This window comes from Exiguobacterium aestuarii, from assembly GCF_020171655.1.
Taxonomy (GTDB): domain Bacteria; phylum Bacillota; class Bacilli; order Exiguobacteriales; family Exiguobacteriaceae; genus Exiguobacterium; species Exiguobacterium aestuarii_A.
The window spans coordinates 23601-40178 of record NZ_JAIVAC010000003.1; the positions used below are offsets into that span (position 1 = coordinate 23601).

General features: G+C 47.6%; 18 protein-coding genes. 9 read left to right on the top strand and 9 right to left on the bottom strand.

Annotation, left to right across the window (positions count from 1 at the left end):
- Positions 1–6: 6 nt before the first annotated feature.
- The 3 genes from LCM29_RS12700 to recX all read right to left on the bottom strand — a co-directional run bounded on the left by LCM29_RS12700 (position 7) and on the right by recX (position 4553).
- Positions 7–1731, bottom strand: coding sequence for an ABC transporter ATP-binding protein (locus tag LCM29_RS12700; protein WP_224863239.1), 1725 nt, complete (start codon positions 1729–1731; stop codon positions 7–9).
- 320 nt (positions 1732–2051) lie between these two features.
- On the bottom strand, positions 2052–3692 hold the full coding sequence (locus tag LCM29_RS12705) for an L-lactate permease (RefSeq protein ID WP_224863241.1): 1641 nt from the start codon (positions 3690–3692) through the stop codon (positions 2052–2054).
- A gap of 48 nt (positions 3693–3740) precedes the next feature.
- Complete coding sequence (recX, locus tag LCM29_RS12710; protein WP_224863243.1) at positions 3741–4553, bottom strand: recombination regulator RecX; 813 nt, start codon at positions 4551–4553, stop codon at positions 3741–3743.
- Between the two features lie 145 nt (positions 4554–4698).
- Here recX and LCM29_RS12715 point away from each other — a divergent pair, with 145 nt between their 5' ends.
- The 5 genes from LCM29_RS12715 (at position 4699) to LCM29_RS12735 (ending at position 9763) form a co-directional block, all read left to right on the top strand.
- Positions 4699–5607 carry a TIGR01777 family oxidoreductase gene (locus LCM29_RS12715; RefSeq protein ID WP_224863245.1) on the top strand — a complete coding sequence of 303 codons (909 nt, stop codon included), beginning with the start codon at positions 4699–4701 and terminating at the stop codon, positions 5605–5607.
- 12 nt (positions 5608–5619) lie between these two features.
- Positions 5620–6774: an amidohydrolase gene (locus LCM29_RS12720; RefSeq protein WP_214785674.1), complete on the top strand. Its 1155-nt coding sequence runs from the start codon at positions 5620–5622 to the stop codon at positions 6772–6774.
- A gap of 176 nt (positions 6775–6950) precedes the next feature.
- Positions 6951–7517 carry a GNAT family N-acetyltransferase gene (locus LCM29_RS12725; RefSeq protein ID WP_074033096.1) on the top strand — a complete coding sequence of 189 codons (567 nt, stop codon included), beginning with the start codon at positions 6951–6953 and terminating at the stop codon, positions 7515–7517.
- 168 nt (positions 7518–7685) lie between these two features.
- On the top strand, positions 7686–8375 hold the full coding sequence (locus LCM29_RS12730; protein WP_015880873.1) for a response regulator transcription factor: 690 nt from the start codon (positions 7686–7688) through the stop codon (positions 8373–8375).
- A complete protein-coding gene (locus tag LCM29_RS12735) occupies positions 8372–9763 on the top strand; it encodes a sensor histidine kinase (protein WP_214747166.1) in 1392 nt (463 codons plus the stop codon). Before LCM29_RS12730 ends, LCM29_RS12735 begins: the two co-directional genes overlap by 4 nt.
- Before the next feature lie 23 nt (positions 9764–9786).
- On the opposite strand, the gene LCM29_RS12740 is transcribed toward LCM29_RS12735, so the two are convergent.
- A complete protein-coding gene (locus LCM29_RS12740; RefSeq protein WP_214696335.1) occupies positions 9787–10074 on the bottom strand; it encodes a hypothetical protein in 288 nt (95 codons plus the stop codon).
- A gap of 118 nt (positions 10075–10192) precedes the next feature.
- On the opposite strand from LCM29_RS12740, the gene LCM29_RS12745 reads away from it, so the two are divergent.
- On the top strand, positions 10193–10399 hold the full coding sequence (locus tag LCM29_RS12745; protein WP_214785675.1) for a hypothetical protein: 207 nt from the start codon (positions 10193–10195) through the stop codon (positions 10397–10399).
- Between the two features lie 29 nt (positions 10400–10428).
- On the opposite strand, the gene LCM29_RS12750 is transcribed toward LCM29_RS12745, so the two are convergent.
- The 3 genes from LCM29_RS12750 to LCM29_RS12760 are packed head-to-tail and all read right to left on the bottom strand — an operon-like array spanning position 10429 to position 12511.
- Positions 10429–10878 (bottom strand): cytidine deaminase, encoded by a 450-nt coding sequence (locus LCM29_RS12750; RefSeq protein WP_214747524.1) that lies wholly within the window; start codon positions 10876–10878, stop codon positions 10429–10431.
- A 50-nt stretch (positions 10879–10928) separates the two neighbouring features.
- Positions 10929–12305: a 23S rRNA (uracil(1939)-C(5))-methyltransferase RlmD gene (rlmD, locus tag LCM29_RS12755; RefSeq protein ID WP_074033090.1), complete on the bottom strand. Its 1377-nt coding sequence runs from the start codon at positions 12303–12305 to the stop codon at positions 10929–10931.
- Positions 12302–12511 carry a hypothetical protein gene (locus LCM29_RS12760; RefSeq protein ID WP_015880867.1) on the bottom strand — a complete coding sequence of 70 codons (210 nt, stop codon included), beginning with the start codon at positions 12509–12511 and terminating at the stop codon, positions 12302–12304. The genes rlmD and LCM29_RS12760 overlap by 4 nt, the downstream gene beginning before the upstream one ends.
- Positions 12512–12596: 85 nt before the next feature.
- On the opposite strand from LCM29_RS12760, the gene yfkAB reads away from it, so the two are divergent.
- From yfkAB to LCM29_RS12775, 3 genes are read left to right on the top strand one after another with little or no spacing between them, the layout of a single operon-like run.
- Positions 12597–13703 carry a radical SAM/CxCxxxxC motif protein YfkAB gene (gene yfkAB, locus LCM29_RS12765; protein WP_224863248.1) on the top strand — a complete coding sequence of 369 codons (1107 nt, stop codon included), beginning with the start codon at positions 12597–12599 and terminating at the stop codon, positions 13701–13703.
- Between the two features lie 53 nt (positions 13704–13756).
- Entirely contained in the window at positions 13757–13951 is a 195-nt protein-coding gene (locus tag LCM29_RS12770; RefSeq protein WP_214785678.1) for a hypothetical protein, read from the top strand.
- A gap of 42 nt (positions 13952–13993) precedes the next feature.
- Complete coding sequence (locus LCM29_RS12775) at positions 13994–15136, top strand: MFS transporter (protein ID WP_224863250.1); 1143 nt, start codon at positions 13994–13996, stop codon at positions 15134–15136.
- A gap of 37 nt (positions 15137–15173) precedes the next feature.
- Here LCM29_RS12775 and LCM29_RS12780 read toward each other — a convergent pair whose 3' ends face one another.
- Positions 15174–15476, bottom strand: coding sequence for a hypothetical protein (locus LCM29_RS12780; protein WP_214696351.1), 303 nt, complete (start codon positions 15474–15476; stop codon positions 15174–15176).
- A 133-nt stretch (positions 15477–15609) separates the two neighbouring features.
- Positions 15610–16554: a DMT family transporter gene (locus LCM29_RS12785; RefSeq protein ID WP_224863251.1), complete on the bottom strand. Its 945-nt coding sequence runs from the start codon at positions 16552–16554 to the stop codon at positions 15610–15612.
- Positions 16555–16578 lie beyond the last annotated feature (24 nt).

Consider the following 16578-nt stretch of genomic DNA (forward strand, 5'->3'; position numbering starts at 1 on the left):
CTCGGATTACTCCGACTCTCCTTGTCGAATAAATTGTTCATAGTACCAACCGTGGCGTTCCATCAGTTGGTCATGTGTGCCACGTTCAGTGACACGCCCGTCTTGAAGGACGAGGATTTGATCAGCGTGCGCCACCGCAGAAAGACGGTGTGCGACGATGAATGTCGTTTTCGCTTCGCGGCTCGTACGAACGGAATCGATGATGCGTGATTCTGTCTTCGCATCGACCGCTGAGAGCGAATCGTCAAGGAGTAGAATCTCAGGATTCTTCAACAACGCTCGTGCAATCGACAGACGTTGTTTCTGTCCGCCTGACAGCATGACACCCTGTTCTCCGACTACCGTATCTAAACCATTCTCTAAATGTTCAATATCTGTATCAAACGCCGCGAGACGAATCGCCGTCTCTAGCGCCTCATCCGAGACATCATCCACTCCGAAACGAATGTTATCGCGAACCGTTTTCGAGAAGAGAAGATGTTCTTGTGACACATAACCACTCCAGCCACGAACGGTTTCGAGTTTGATGTCCGAAATCGGCACGCCATTCACGAGAAGTGAATCATCAATCGGATACTCCCGAAGTAACTGACGGAGTAACGTCGTCTTCCCAGCTCCAGTCGGTCCGACGACCCCAATCGTCTCACCACGCGAAACGTGCAGGACGATGTCCTCTAACGAATCACGATTCGCATTCGGATAACGGAATGAGAGCGATTTAAATGTGATTTTCTCCGGAACGTCGATCTGGACCGTCCCCGTAGAGGCAACGTCCGGAGCTTCGTTCATCGTCGATTCAATTCGTTCGAGACTCGCCGTTCCCCGTTGTACGACGTTGATCAGTTCACCGAACGCATACATCGGCCAAATGAGCATTCCTAAATAAATGTTGAACGAGACGAGTTGACCGAGCGTGATGTCGTTCGTAAAGACGAGATACGTCCCGAACGAGAGCCCAATCAAATAACTAAGACCGACAAGAAGTTTGATGACCGGTTCAAACAATACATCGATTTTTGCGACGTGCATGTTTTTCGCCATGACATCATCTGTGATGTCATCAAACTTTTTCGTGTCCGCCTCTTCTTGAACGAATGAACGGACGACCCGGAGACCTGAAATTGACTCGACAACTTGGTCGTTCATTACTCCAAATGAATCCTGGGCTGCCGTGAAGCGTGTATGAATTTGACTTCCGAGTTTATTCATCGACCAGGCGAGAATCGGCATCGGCAAAAGTGCAGCAAGTGTCAACTTCCAATCGATGAATACACCCATGATCGTCAACGCGATGAGCGTCATGTTGAACGAATCGACTAATGTCATGACCCCAAATCCCGCTGTTCGCTCAACCGCTTTCAAGTCATTTGTCGCGAGTGCCATCAAGTCCCCCGTACGATGTTGTTGATAAAAGCGTGGCGTTTGTTTGAGGAGGTGACCGAAAAAACGACCTCTCAATTTCTTTTCAAGTAAAAAGGCTGTCCCGAATAGTCGGGCGATCCACAAGTACGACATCACATAAGACAACACCATGATGCCTAAAAGTGATGACACAATGAGGATCAATCGTTCTGTCGTCAAACTTCCTTCACGAATCGCATCGATTGCCTGTCCAATAATCCACGGTGGCAACATATCTACAACTCCCGTGATGATGAGTAAGATGATGGCAATCAAATACGTCCGTTTCTGTCTTTTAATAAACCAATCTAATTGTTTAATCAGCTTCATGACTGATTTCCCCCTTCCGTCCAATCCACCTAAGCACGCAAAAAAGCGCACTCCACCTGATTGTGCAACCAATCAAATGAAGCGCGCTTGAAGTAGTCTTCAATCTTTTGCATGGTCAGGGAAAGGACACTACCCCTATCCAGCTGCCAAAGTCACGCAGTTAAATACGAGTAGCCATATGATGTTTTGAGTGTGTTTGTGAGTGCAATGTTGTTCATCATTCTGGCTCCTCTCGTTTCGTAGTTTTAAAATCTACTCAAACCTTAGCAGACTGTTCTGAAAATTGTCAATATTATTTTGTAAAAAAATTGTAACTTGATTTAGTTTAAGAAAAACATGCCCAAAATGAGACCAATGACCCCTGTTGCCGTGACGTAATAAATCATCGGCATGAGCGTGTATCGAATGATAGTCCCTTCTTTACCGAGCAGTCCCGCAACAGAAGCAACCGCTACGACGTTCAACACACAGATCATGTTCCCCGCGTTCGCCCCTGCCATCTGCATCGATAAGGCGAGCGTATTATCGAGTCCGACCGATTCGGCTACGTTCGTTGTCAAACTTGAAAACATCATATTCGAGAAGGTCGCCGACCCCGAGACAAAGGCACCGAGGGCCCCAATCCACGGTGCGACGAGCGGCCATACCCCACCGAACGTGTCAGCAGCTGCCGTCGCAAGTTCGACCGGCATCGATGCAAGTCCAGCTCCCCCATTTTCAGAGTGGATGAAAATACGGACCATCGGAACAGAGGCCGCTAACGTGATGACTGTCCCGACGATCCCAAACGTCGTCGCTTTAAAGACCGACGTCACTTGTGACCAGCTCATGTTGTGCAGGAAGAATGTTGCAATCATCGTCAAGATGAACATGAAGCCCGGTGAGTAGAACGGCTCCCAAGACGTCGAGATTCCTTCTACGCCCAAAATGTTCGGCAGGTTGATCCGAACGCTCCGAGATAGTTCATTCAAAAACGGAACCGTACGGGTGAGGACTAAGAATATCGTCAAGATGAGATAAGGCGCCCACGCTTTCCACTGCGGTAGTTCACGCTTGTTCGATGTTAACGTTACTTTTTCAGTGGATGGTTCCAATTCGTCCATATATCCATCGAATGTCCATACGCGTTTCGGCATGAGAATTCCTTTACGCGCCATGGCTACGAGAATGACGAGACCCGTTAGTCCACCGAGCATTCCTCCAAATTCAAATCCGAGGACGAGCGTCCAAATGTAAGCTGGTACGCTATATAACAGCGCGGCCACGATTGCAATCGGAAATACTTCGAGGGCTGGTTTGATTGACTTCTCCTTACTGAAGAAGCGTGTCAGCATCAAAATTAAAATGAATGGGATGAATAGACCGACGACCATATCAATCAATACGGTTTGCAAGACGACTTCCGTCAAAAAGGCAATTGACTCCGGTTGGTTCACGTCTAGCGAAAGACCATTCCCGATCCCGATGAGCGCTGGTGTCCCGACCGCTCCAAACGTGACAGCTGATACGTCCGCAGACAGTGCGATCACGACAGCAGCAATCGGCGGAAAACCGAGGGCGATTAAAAGCGGTGCCGCAACCGTCGCCGGTGTACCAAACCCTGAAGCCCCTTCAATGAATGAAACGAACAACCAACCGACAATCAGGACTTGAATACGCGGATCGGGTGTGATGTTGACGAATCCAGAGCGAATCGCATTCATTCCGCCCCCTTCTTTCATCGTATTCATCATCCCAATGGCACCATAGACAATCCATACAGTCGTCACGGCAATAACGAGACCTTGCAGTGTCGCCGCCATAATCCGAGTCGCATCCAATTGCCAGACGAAGAACGCTAAAATCGCCGTCGTCACGAGTGACAAGGGCATGGCTACTGATGCAGGTAAACGCATAATTACCAATAAGATGAGCACGGCCACAATCGGCGTCAGTGCTGTAATCCATTCTAAAATCGTCAATGTAGACCCACCTTTTCGTGTTTTCCCCTACCGTAAACAGATGTCCCATCACGATTCTTCTTCAACGAGTCTCTCTAACGTACGCTCAATCACATCATACGGAAATCCTTTGCGCCGAAGCTGCATCTTCATGCGCTGCTTGCGCTCGAACGCATCATACCCGCTGAATTTCCGATTCAACTTTTCAGCCTGCTTCAGACATGCCGCAATCTCGACATCTTCGTCCTCTTCTTCCCAAAAAGTTTGAATCGCCTCTGAAATAATATCAAAGGTAAACCCCCTTTGCATCAGGGTTTGTTGAATTCTTTGTTGCACTTCTGTGGCAGAACGACGATTTGTTTCCATTTGTTTCCTTTTTACGAACTTTCCAGCCTTTTCGACGAGTTCTTCGTGTGTGATTGATGCTAATACGGATTCAACAACGTCCGGTGGAATGCGGAGCTGTTCGAGCTCACGTTTGATTTTGATCGGTCCACTTGGACTCGTATTGAATTTGGTTTGGACATAAGCTTTCGCAAATTCCGCATCATTCAAGTAACGCTGCTCTTTCAGTCGCGTGATGGCATGTTTGATGGCAGTTTCGCTTAACTCCTTCTTCATGAGATAGTCCTGCACCTCTGAAATCGCACGCATTCGGTACGATAAATAATTGACGGCTAGTTTATAGGCTTTCTGTGCCTCTTCCGCCTCGAGCACATCCTGCACAAAGTCGTCTTCGAGCTCCATCCCTTTTGTGAGCCCGTACTTGATGAACACGTCAACATCGATGGCGAATGCGAACTCTTCTTTCCCTTCGCGTTCGATGAAGACGTTCAATCGATCTTTATTCTTTTGTTGGGTCGTGAACTTCGCAATTTTCACAACGACTCCCCTCCATTTCATGTTTCTAACATATCACGTTCAGGAATCGGAAAGGATTTTTGATAAGTTAGAAGAAAGGGTATTCATCTGGATATACTGACTTATACCCATTTTAGAAACAACACATGATATCGGAGGGAATTTCATGAAAATCGCAATCACCGGTGGAACCGGGTTGATCGGTCAACCGCTCGTCCGCGCACTGGCTGACGCCGGTCACCAAGTCGTCGTCTTGACAAGACATCCACGTCCCCGCCATCGCGGGGTGTCGTTCATCGAATGGCTAACGCCAACTAGCAAGCCAGAAGAAGAACTCGAAGGAACAGACGCATTCATCCATTTGGCAGGCGCGTCCATCAACGACGGACGCTGGACCCATAAACAGAAGCAAGCCATCCTCCAAAGTCGAATCGAAGGGACAAAGGAAGTCGTCCGGATCATTCAACAGTTAAAACATAAACCTCAAGTCGTCATCAGCGGCTCGGCAATCGGCATATACGGGGAAGACCGTTCCATCACGTATTCAGAAGAAACCCCATTACCGACACGAACCAATTTCCTCGGGAATGTTTGTGTCCTCTGGGAACAAGAAGCTGAACCGATTCGCGATTTGGGCGTTCGTCTCGTGACAATGCGTACAGGCGTCGTCTTATCCAATGATGGCGGTGCGTTCCCATTAATGAAACTCCCCTATCAATTCGGAGTCGGTGGTAAAATCGGATCCGGAAAGCAGTGGGTTCCATGGATTCATTTAGATGATCTCGTGCGGTTGTTCGTGCATATCATCGAAACGGATACAATCGAAGGTCCTGTAAACGGAACCGCCCCTTCACCGGTGACGATGAATGAGTTCGGGAAGACGATCGCGAAGGTGATGCATCGTCCTCACTGGATCCCGGCACCCGCCCCAATGATGAAACTCGCACTCGGTGAAAAGAGTGTCATCGTTTTAGAAGGAGCAAAAGTCGTACCGACCAAAGCGCTCCAACATGGCTTTGATTTCCGATATGACACATTAGAACCCGCATTAAAAAACCTATTACAAGATGCTTAAGGAGAATGAATCGTGAGTCACTTACTTATTCGAAACGCCCATATTTATCCGATTACCGCCCCCCATTTTTACGGAGACGTCCGTGTCCGTGATGGAAAGATTGTCGAAATGGCCGAATTGCTCGAACCGATGGATGGCGAGAATGTCATCGAAGCAGAAGGAAACTTTTTATTCCCTGGTTTTATCGATGCGCATACTCACCTTGGTTTATATGACGAGGGGACAGGCTCTGTTGGGAACGACGCCAACGAAACGGTCGAAGCGATGACGCCTCATGCTCGTGCCATCGACGGTGTCTACCCACTCGATGAAGGGTTCCAGGAAGCATTGATGGCTGGCGTGACCGCTGTCCAGGTTATGCCCGGGAGTATGAACGTCATCGGTGGTGTGACAAGTGTCATCAAAACGCACGGCCGCTATATTGATGATATGATTGTCCGCCGTCATGCGGGGTTGAAGATGGCACTCGGCGAAAACCCGAAACGAATTCATAGTATGGGGAAAACGGGCGACCTGACGCGGATGGGAATCATGGGCTTGCTCCGTGAAGCATTTCGTACGGTCGGTTCAACGAAGACGATCGGCACGTTCGGGAGTCAGATGATCCAACTCGCCCTAGACCGCGACATGCCGATTCGCGTGCATGCGCACCGTGCAGACGATATTCTTTCGGTCGTCCGTTTTGCAAAAGAGTTCGACCTCGACTACCGCATCGAACATTGTACGGAAGGTCACCTCGTCGCAGAAAAGTTACAAGAGCTCGGTGTGAAACATGTCACCGTCGGACCGACCTTTACGCGAAAGTCGAAAATCGAACTTCAAAATAAGACGTGGGAAACGTATCGCATACTCCATGAGCATGACATGATTGTTTCCATCACGACCGATCATCCGTACACGCCGGTGCAGTATTTAAATTTATGTGCTGGTCTTGCTGCACGTGAAGGGTTACCTGTCGATATTGCGCTACGAGGGATCACCATCAACCCTGCTGAATCACTCGGTGTTGACGACCGCATCGGCTCACTAGAAGTCGGAAAAGACGCCGATCTCGTGCTTTGGAATCACTTCCCGCTCGACTATTTAGCGAAGCCGATTATGACGATTGTTAATGGTGAAGTTGTCTATAAAACAGACCGTGCGGAAACGCATCATGAGGTCGAATAATTTTCATTATTTTTCATAAGCATTTTACGCATAATTTACTTGCTTTTTTAAAAATACTATATAAAATTATCTTGTAACTTCATAAAGCAGCCAAGGCGGTTCGAACAGCGAAGCCAGAAGTATGCTTTCGTTACGACTATTCTTCAGCGGTCTGAAATAGGAGGAGGAATGTAAAGGTGCTCAAATTTCGTGAGCTCACCGACTGCGCGGAGTTGTTCGAACTGATGCAACACCCAGATGTCTTTCCGTATGTCCGTCAAAAGACGGTCCACTTTGACGAGTTTTTATTTAGCACGAAGCAAATCATCGAGCTAGAGGAGCAAGGAAATATCATCTCACGTACCATCACGAACGAGTATGGCACCCCGATTGGGACGATCAGCTTGTTCGATGTCGAATCCGGCTATGGATTCCTCGGCACGTGGCTTGGCAAGCCGTATCACGGCAAAGGTTATAATCAAGTTGCGAAAGAGGCGTTCTTCTCAGAACTGTTCTTCGAGCTTGATATTGAAAGTGTGTTCTTAAAGATTCGTAAGTCGAATGAACGATCGATTGCTGCAGCAGAGAAACTCCCGTACGCATTTTGCGCGAATGAGCTTCGTTCTGAACTGCTCGCTGAGATCAACCAAGGTGATGTGGAATATGTATTATACGAAGTATCCAAGTCGAGCTTCCAACTTTACTTGCACGCTCTTCACATCCCGGAATACGAAGTCCCTTACGAGGCACAACTCGAAGCATGAGCCAATTCTGTCAAAGAATTGGCTTTTTTGTGGCGTTTTTGTGTGGATTTGATGGAGGTAACTTGTCGGAGCCGAATAAATCTGTTCTAATTCGAAGAGATAGGTATGATAAAGGTATGAGGGATTCATCACAACTCTCGTTAACCGTTTCGTAAAGGAGAATGGCATATGTCAGAATCAATGTTTCGTATCCTCGTAACTGATGACGAAGAACAAATGCGAGATTTACTTGTATCAAATTTAGAAAAAGAAGGGTATGAGACGGTCACCGCCTCAAACGGTCTTGAAGCGATTGAACGCTTAAAAGAAGAAACGTTCCATCTCGTCTTACTCGACGTGATGATGCCGGAACTCGATGGATTGACGGCTTGCATGCGTATCCGTGAGTTCTCGAACGTTCCAATCATTCTGTTGACGGCACGCTCTGAAGAACTCGACCGCATACACGGTCTAAAAATCGGGGCTGACGACTACATCACGAAGCCGTTTAGCCCGCGCGAGTTACTTGCTCGTATCGAAGCGACACTCCGTCGCACACACAGTTTTTCAAAAGAACAAGAAGCGACGTTTGATGTCGGCATTCTCTCCATCGATATCGAAGGTCGCGCCGTCAGCGTGAAAGGGAAAACCGTCAACCTGACACGAAAAGAGTTTGACTTACTCTACCTGTTCATCACGAACGACGAAAAAGTGTTCTCTCGTGAACAGTTGCTCGATCAAATTTGGGGAACCGAATATCACGGTAACCTTCGCACGGTCGACACGCACATTAAGACGCTACGTCTGAAACTCGGGGAGGCTGGCGGTTACATTCAAACTGTTTGGGGCATCGGATATAAATTTGAGGCAAACGGATGAAGCGATACACGATCCGGAAGCGGATTTGGATTACCATCTGGACAGCCAGCCTCTTCTCAGCGTTCGTGTTTCTGATCATGACGTTCTATTTGTACGACAAATTCTATATCCAAACGCAAGAAGAACTGCTCATCAACCGCGGAGAGAAACTCGTCACAATCTATAAGGCCGACGGTTTCTCTGACGCGTTCGCTGACAGTATGACGTATACGAACGAACTGACCGAAACGAAAGTGTTCCTTTCCTCTGTTCGAGAAGATACACTCGGCTCCGGTAAGACGTTCCTACGGCAACAAGACCTCGAACGTCTCCAAGACGGGTATGCCATTTCTGTTACGCGAAAGCATCCGACCGAGGACGTCGATATATTAATGACCGCTTTCCCGCTCATACGTGACGGGGAACTCGATAATGCGCTCATCCTCTATATGGAACTCAGTAAAATCAGCGAACCGTTCCAACCGATTCGGCTCATGATCACGTTCTTACTCGTCCTCATGATTGTGAACTTGCTCCTATTCGGTAAACAGATCATCGATACGATCATTCAGCCGCTCATCCAGATGAAGCGTGCCTCACAAGTGTATGCGCAAGGCGATTTCTCACACCGCATCCCAATCGTGTATGATGATGAGATCGGCGAGTTGGCGGATACCCTCAACTCGATGGCGGAGTCACTCGGACTCGTCGAAGAACAGCGAAAAGAGTTTCTCGCGAACGTCAGTCACGAACTCCGTACCCCACTTTCCTACATTCGTGGGTACACGGAGATGCTTCAAGATGACACGTTGGATGAAAAAACACGGGCGCAATATTACGACATCATCGAAAACGAGACGAATCGTCTTCAACGTCTCGTCACGGACTTACTCGACCTCGCACAGCTAGAGCGCGATTCGTATCCGATGACAAAAGAACCCGTCGTGTATTCGCAAGTGCTTGAAGATGTCCTTTATCGACTCGAACCGATTGCCCGGGCAAAAGGAGTGACAATCGAATCCGATTTAGACTTCGACTTGATCATTCTTGGCGACCATGACCGACTCGAACAAGTCATCGGTAACCTTCTCGATAATGCACTCCGCTACACCGAGGCGGGCAAAACGATTTATGTGAAGACATTCGCCGAGACAAACTATGCGATCACAGAAATACGCGATGAAGGTCGAGGTATCCCGAAAGAAGATCTGGATAAATTGACGGAGCGTTTCTATCGTGTCAATAAATCACGGACACGAAAAGATGGCGGCACCGGTCTCGGGCTCGCCATCGCGAAGCATATTATCGAACGACATGAAGGATCGCTTCACTTCAGCTCAGAAGTTGGGCAAGGGACGACGGTTACGGTCGGCTTACCTCTCTTACCAGAAGAAGCGTTCGATATGTAAAAAGGCAGCCTCGCGGCTGCCTTTTAAATGTCTTTCCCTTTATATTGATCGACCGACTCTTGTTCGAGTCGCTCTCGCTCTGCATGCGTCTGCGGGTATCCGTTCGCTTGCCATTCGGCACGGTGACTCGAATCAAGTTGCGTGAGACCTTGCTCCGCTTCATCCTGATCCGCATCGACGCTCTCCCGCTCGTCCATCTTCTGCCACGTGTCTTCTTCCTCACGTTGCGAAAGCAGTGCCGCCACTTTAGGTGCAACGAGTGCTGCGCCTGCGACACCGAGTACAATCCCCATCAATACTTTACGATCCATCCTGTCCCCTCCTTCACTATGAAATCTTCATTCCACCATTTGATCATCTTAAAACCCAAACCGAAAACGTTTACAACTTTTCAAGGAGTGGAATCTGTAGTGAGAAGGAGGCGATTGGATGGAAAAGAAACGACCTACGTCGAAACGTCCGTTTGATAACCCGGACGCTGTCGATACGGACAAAGAGAGTATTTTTGACGAGGACGGCATGCAAACCGTCGACCCGATTCCCGTCGAGGAATTGAATGAACGGGTGAAGGATGAGAAGAACAAACGTCACTCCAAAAATGAATCGGCGAGTGAAAAGAAATATAAAGACGAATAAACAAGCTGCGGACAATCGTCCGCAGCTTGTTACGTTAAGTCCTTCGGTGAAAATCCGTAAGGCAACATTTCTTCTTTTGTCATCACTTTTGTGTCACCGTTCAAGTTCGCAAGGATTAAGGTAAAATCCTCTCCTGCGAATTCGGCGATGACTTGACGGCACGCTCCACACGGTGAAATCGGACCTTCTGTATCGCCGACAACAACGACCGTCTCAATCGAGTCACTACCTTCCGAGACAGCTTTAAAGATGGCTGTCCGTTCGGCACACATCGAAAGTCCGTACGAAGCGTTCTCTACGTTACATCCCGTAATCTCTTTACCAGATGCATCGATGACGACGGCTCCGACGTTAAATTTTGAATACGGTGTATAGGCGCGTTTGCGCGCTTCAATGGCTTTATGCACGAGTTCTTGTACGCGTTCTTGTGAAATCATTGGATGTTCCTCCACTTCTAAATTTGAGAAGAAGTCTGACATCTGAACTATAACGTGAAAACGCTTACTCATCAAGTGTTTTCACGGACTCGTCAATATTTTTTCTTTTTCTTTTTCTCGAACACGACGACCGATTCAACGTGAGACGTCTGCGGGAACATATCATACGGTTGCACGTAATTGACCTTGTATCCCGCTTTCATCAACTGATCGGCATCTCGCGCGAGCGTTTGCGGGTTACATGATACGTAAACGATTCGTTTCGTCTTCGATGAAATAATCGAGTTGATTAATTGATGATCCATCCCTGTTCGTGGCGGATCGACGACCACGACATCTGGAATCCAGCCATCTTTCACCCAACGTGGGATCCAGTGCTCGGCACGTCCTTCGACATACGTGACATGGTTATAGCCATTTTCACGCATATGATCATTCGCATCTTCGACCGCTTCCGGTACGACTTCCATCCCGCGAATTTCTTTTGCATAAGGTGCCAACCAAAGACCGATTGAACCGACACCTGCATAGGCATCGATGACACGTTCTTCACCTGTTAGCCCTGCCGCTTCAACGACTTCACGATACATTTTTTCAGTTTGTGCCGGATTCAATTGGAAGAATGCACGTGGTGATAGATGATAATGCACATCATCAAGTTGTTCATCCATCTTCTCTTGTCCTGCGATATGAACCGTCCGATAACCAAAAATCACACCTGAACGATTCGCGTTGATGTTGATATGGAATGAGACGACGTTTGGCAATTCCATGATTCGGTCACTTAATTCATCTAAATCCGGAACATCTTCATGTCCGACGACCAAAACGACTTGTACATCATTCGTTTTGTAACCTGAGCGAACGACGACCGTCCGAGCATAACCTGTGTCACGACGTGCATCGTAGACGGGAATGTCGAGTTCGTTTAAAATACGGACAATCGCATTGTTGATGTTTGTCGTGTCACGTTGTTGAACCATACAGTGCTCGATTGGTACGAGATGGTTCGAATTCGGCTTGTAAAGACCGGACACGATTTCCCCACGGCGTGTACCGAGCGGGAACTGTGATTTATTGCGGTAATACCACGGATCATCCATACCGATTGTCGGACGGATATCCGATTTGTCCACGTTGAGTTTTGTCTTTTGACGGAAAGCATTTCGAACGATTTCTTCCTTATACTCCATCTGCAGACGTGAACTCATATGTTGGATTTGACATCCACCACACTCATCGTAAATCGGACAAGGTGCTTTAACGCGATCTTTTGAGTCATTATCGCGTTTGACGACACGTGCCTCCGCGTAGTTTTTTTCGACACGCGTGATTTCAACTTTTGCTCGTTCTCCCGGCAATAAGTTCGGAATGAAGATAACCATGCGATTGATTGTCGCAATGCCTTCTCCATTGATGCCAAGTCGTTCGACTGTGACATCTTTAAAATCTCCTGTAATTAATTTCAATCTGATTCATCCTTTCGAGACGATTGTTCTAGGTCTTTGGCGTAACGCACAACTTTGGCGCGCAACGAATCAATGTCGGCTAACAGGCGATGTAAATCTTCAGGTGTCGTATGCTCATCTAGCGTATTGACCGATAGACATAGCAATTCCGTTCTCGATTTTAGGACGTTCATCTTTCCGGCGGTATCTGTACGTGATTTACCCATCTTGTAATCGCTCCTTTGGTTCGTGACAAAGAGTTGCTATTATAGCATACTATTTCGTGTAACTTGATGAAAAGGTGGAATCCACATGCAAAACATCTCCCCAACCTTCGACCCTTGGGAAGCCTATCTCGACCAAGTCGAACATGGTCGACTCGTCTTATCCAACGTCGAAGTAACCACAACAAAATTGTGTAACATGCGCTGCGAGCACTGTGCGGTCGGTTATATGCTCGACCAAACGGAAGAACCGGAAGTGCCGCTCGAGCTGTTGATTCAACGGTTAGATGAAATCGAACATTTACGCGCTTTCTCCATCACAGGTGGCGAGCCGATGTTATCGATGAAATCGGTTCGCAACTATGTCGTCCCGCTGTTACGTTATGCAAAAGAACGTGGAGCACGTACGCAAATCAACTCGAACTTGACGTTACCGTTATCTCGCTATCATCTTATTACCCCTTACTTGGACGTTTTGCACATTTCGCATAACTGGGGCACCGATGCCGATTTCCTTGAAGGTGGATTCGCGATGATGGACCGGAAACCGAGTGAAGAGGCCCGGTTAAAAATGCTCCAAACGATGAAAGATAACGCACGCGCGCTCACGGCCGAAGGCGTCATTGTGTCGGCAGAAACGATGATTAACAAACGAACGATTCCTCATTTGAAAGAAATCCATGAAGAAATTGTATCGCTCGGTTGCCAAAGGCATGAGGTTCACCCAATGTACCCCGCAGACTGGGCTAGCGCCCTCGAATCGGCATCGCTCGCGGATACACGACAAGCCATTCACGACTTGCTCGATGTCCGTGACGAGAACGTCTGGATGTTGTTCGGCACGTTACCATTCTACGCATGTTCTGATTTGCCGGAAGATCGCGCTTTATTGAAACGACTTCATGAATCGAAAAACGTGACGGTCCGAAACGATCCGGACGGCCGTTCACGCCTTAACACGAACATCTTTGATGGTCAGATTATTGTGACGGATTTTGGTGACGAGCTCGGTACACTCGGTACGGTATACGACACGTCCTTCCAAGAAGCGTACGATACATGGACGAACAGTCAATTGAACGCTACGCTTTCTTGTCATTGTCCCGCTGTGAAATGCCTTGGACCAAACGCACTCGTCAAGCAAGCTTATTATCCGAAGGTCGATTTCCAATCTCGTAAAGCTACTTCGTTTTAATTATTTCGATTCGGGAAATGTTCTGTATATTAACTGAATCGAGGTGTATATAGATGACAGCGATTTATGTATTCATGATCACTGTAATGGCCATTATTATTTTTGGTGGTGTGCTCAGCATCTTATTGACAGCCGCATTCGTTTCAGACAAAGTAGAGCATGATGAAATGTTTAGTCAAGGCAGTTGGGATGATGAATTGCTTCACTTGAATCACTCTCCACAACCGATTGACGACACGAAAAGCTGAGAACTTTCTCGGCTTTTTACTTTGACTTCATGAGGTGAATCCATGCTCCGCTTTCGTTTTATGATTTTACTATTGATTGTCTTTATATCCGGCTTGATTCAAGGTGCGCTCATTCCCCTTCTGTCCACGTTGATTGAACGTGACGGAGCACCTGCTTGGGTGAACGGATTGAATGCAACGATGCTCTATGTCGGGGTAATCGTTTCTGCACCGCTCCTTGAGCGCTTCGTCCGAAAGTACGGATTTCGTCCAACAATCGTCTTAGGCATTGTGTTAACCGCATTCGCGACTTTCGCTTTGCCCATCTGGCCGTCTTTACTCGTGTGGGCGATGATGCGCTTCTTCATCGGATTCGGTGACTCTGCCCTCCACTATGGTTCACAAGTGTGGGTGACATCTTCTACGGATAAGCGCAGTCTCGGTCGCGCGATGGCGTATTATGGGATGTCGTTCAGTCTAGGTTTCGCCGTCGGACCTTTACTTGCACCACTTGTCGATCTATGGTTTTGGTTACCGTTTTTGATTATCGTCTTTTTCTGTCTTGCCTCATTGATGCTCGTCTTTAAAGTCGAGAATGAGTTCCCTGAAATCGAGAAAGTGAAGACGGATTCGAAGGGACGCATCCGGTTGATTCTAGTCGGTGCGGGATACACGCTTCTCCCTGCGTTTACATACGGATTCCTGGAAGCGAGCTTGAATGCCAACTTCCCAATCTTTACGTCGCGTAACGGGATGAGCCTGACAGAGACGAGTACACTGATTACGACGTTCATCGTCATGTCGATCGTCGTCCAACTCCCTCTCGGTCGACTCGCTGACTTGTATGGGAAGAAACGAATTTTGCAAATCGTTCTGGCGTTCGGTACACTCGTCTTCGCTTTAGCGAATCTTGTCGTCGATCACTATGTCGGTCTACTCGTGCTGTTCGCTCTTGCCGGCGCAGGGTTAGGGTCGACGTATTCACTTGGTCTAGCACACATGACAGAGGTGCTCCCTCGCTCCCTCCTCCCGACTGGCAACATGCTGTATAGCATCTCATTCAGTATCGGCTCGATTTCAGGACCGATGATCGGCGCCTATTGGTTGTCGCTTCCGAAAGAGGTTTACTTCTTCATGTATACGCTGATTTTAGGCATTCTCGCATTGCGACTCTTCACGTCAACATCCAAACCAATCAATATATAAAAAGAGGCAGATGGTTCCCATGAACCATCTGCCTCTTTCATTCTACAACTCGATCCATCTCTTCATCGTTTAACTGCAACGCCTGGATGAACACTTCATCTAGTGCGAACGGCTCCGTGTCCAGCGAGGCGAGGACTTCCGATTTCAACGTCACCTCTACGACACGGTCTTCGAACTGCCATCTCGTCTGAATGTCATCCCCTTGTCTCGTCGCGCGGGTCGCCACAGGACCGTGACGTTCTTTTAAACTCTGACTCACGCACTTCATCACGTACTTGACGTACTCATCTTTCGGTTGACGCGAGATGAGGATATTACGGACGATTCGATTTCTAGTCATTGTTTTTCCTCCTTCCTTTGAATGATTGCGTACGCAAGTCTTTACAAACGAAGACCGATTTCCGAGCTTAAAATTCAGAATTTTTAATTTATTTTGTCATGGGATTTTAATTCCGTCAACTCCGTCTCTTTTTTCAATGACTCACGCTTCGTTTTTTCACGCGCTTCCCTTGAAAATAAGTAGACAAATAAATCCCTACGATAACGAAAATGAGTCCGACAATCGCGTTCCACGGAATCGTCTCACCGAGTAAAATACCTGACAACATGACACCAAATAAGGGAACTAGGAAGATATAAAGTGAAATCCGACTGACTGGATTATGTTTCATCAACGTATTCCAGAGTGTAAAGCCAATCGCTGACAACATCGCTAAATAGAAGAGGAACGCAATCGTCTGTCCGGTGTATGGCATCGAGATCCAACTTGGGTCTAACAAGTAGCCGATGATGAGCAATCCAATCGAACCAATCACCATCGCCCAAGCTGTCATCGGGGCAACATCATATTCTTTCGAATAATCCTTCGCAATCAAATTCCCGAACGCACCACTTACCATCGCCAAAATCAACAAAACTTCGCCTAACCCAAAACCGACCTCCGTACCAGTTGCCGGCCAGTTCGCGATCACGATTCCAGAAAAGCCAAACGTCAAAGCAAGTCCTTTCAAACGATTCAATTTGTCATCATCATAGCGGATATGAGCGAGTGCCATTTGGAAGAACGATGTCGACCCGGCAATGATTGACCCTTGTACTCCAGTCGAAATTGAGAGTCCGATATAAAAGAACAAATATTGAAGAAACGTTAAAAAAGAACCGAGATGCGCATACGCTCTAAACTTCTTAGGCGTCAATCGAATCGAACGTTTCAATACCGTCTGACTGATGATGAGCAGAAGAACCCCGGCGAGTAAGAAGCGCTCGCCTGCGAACAACAACTGTTGACCATATTCGTTCGACTGAATATCCAACTTCTCATAGCTCAGTTTGATGAACGGGAACGCACTCCCCCATAACAACGTATTAAAAATCGCCAAAAACGCCACTGTCCATGGGCGTTGAAATATATTTTGCATGACACAAAAACTCCTTAATCTTTT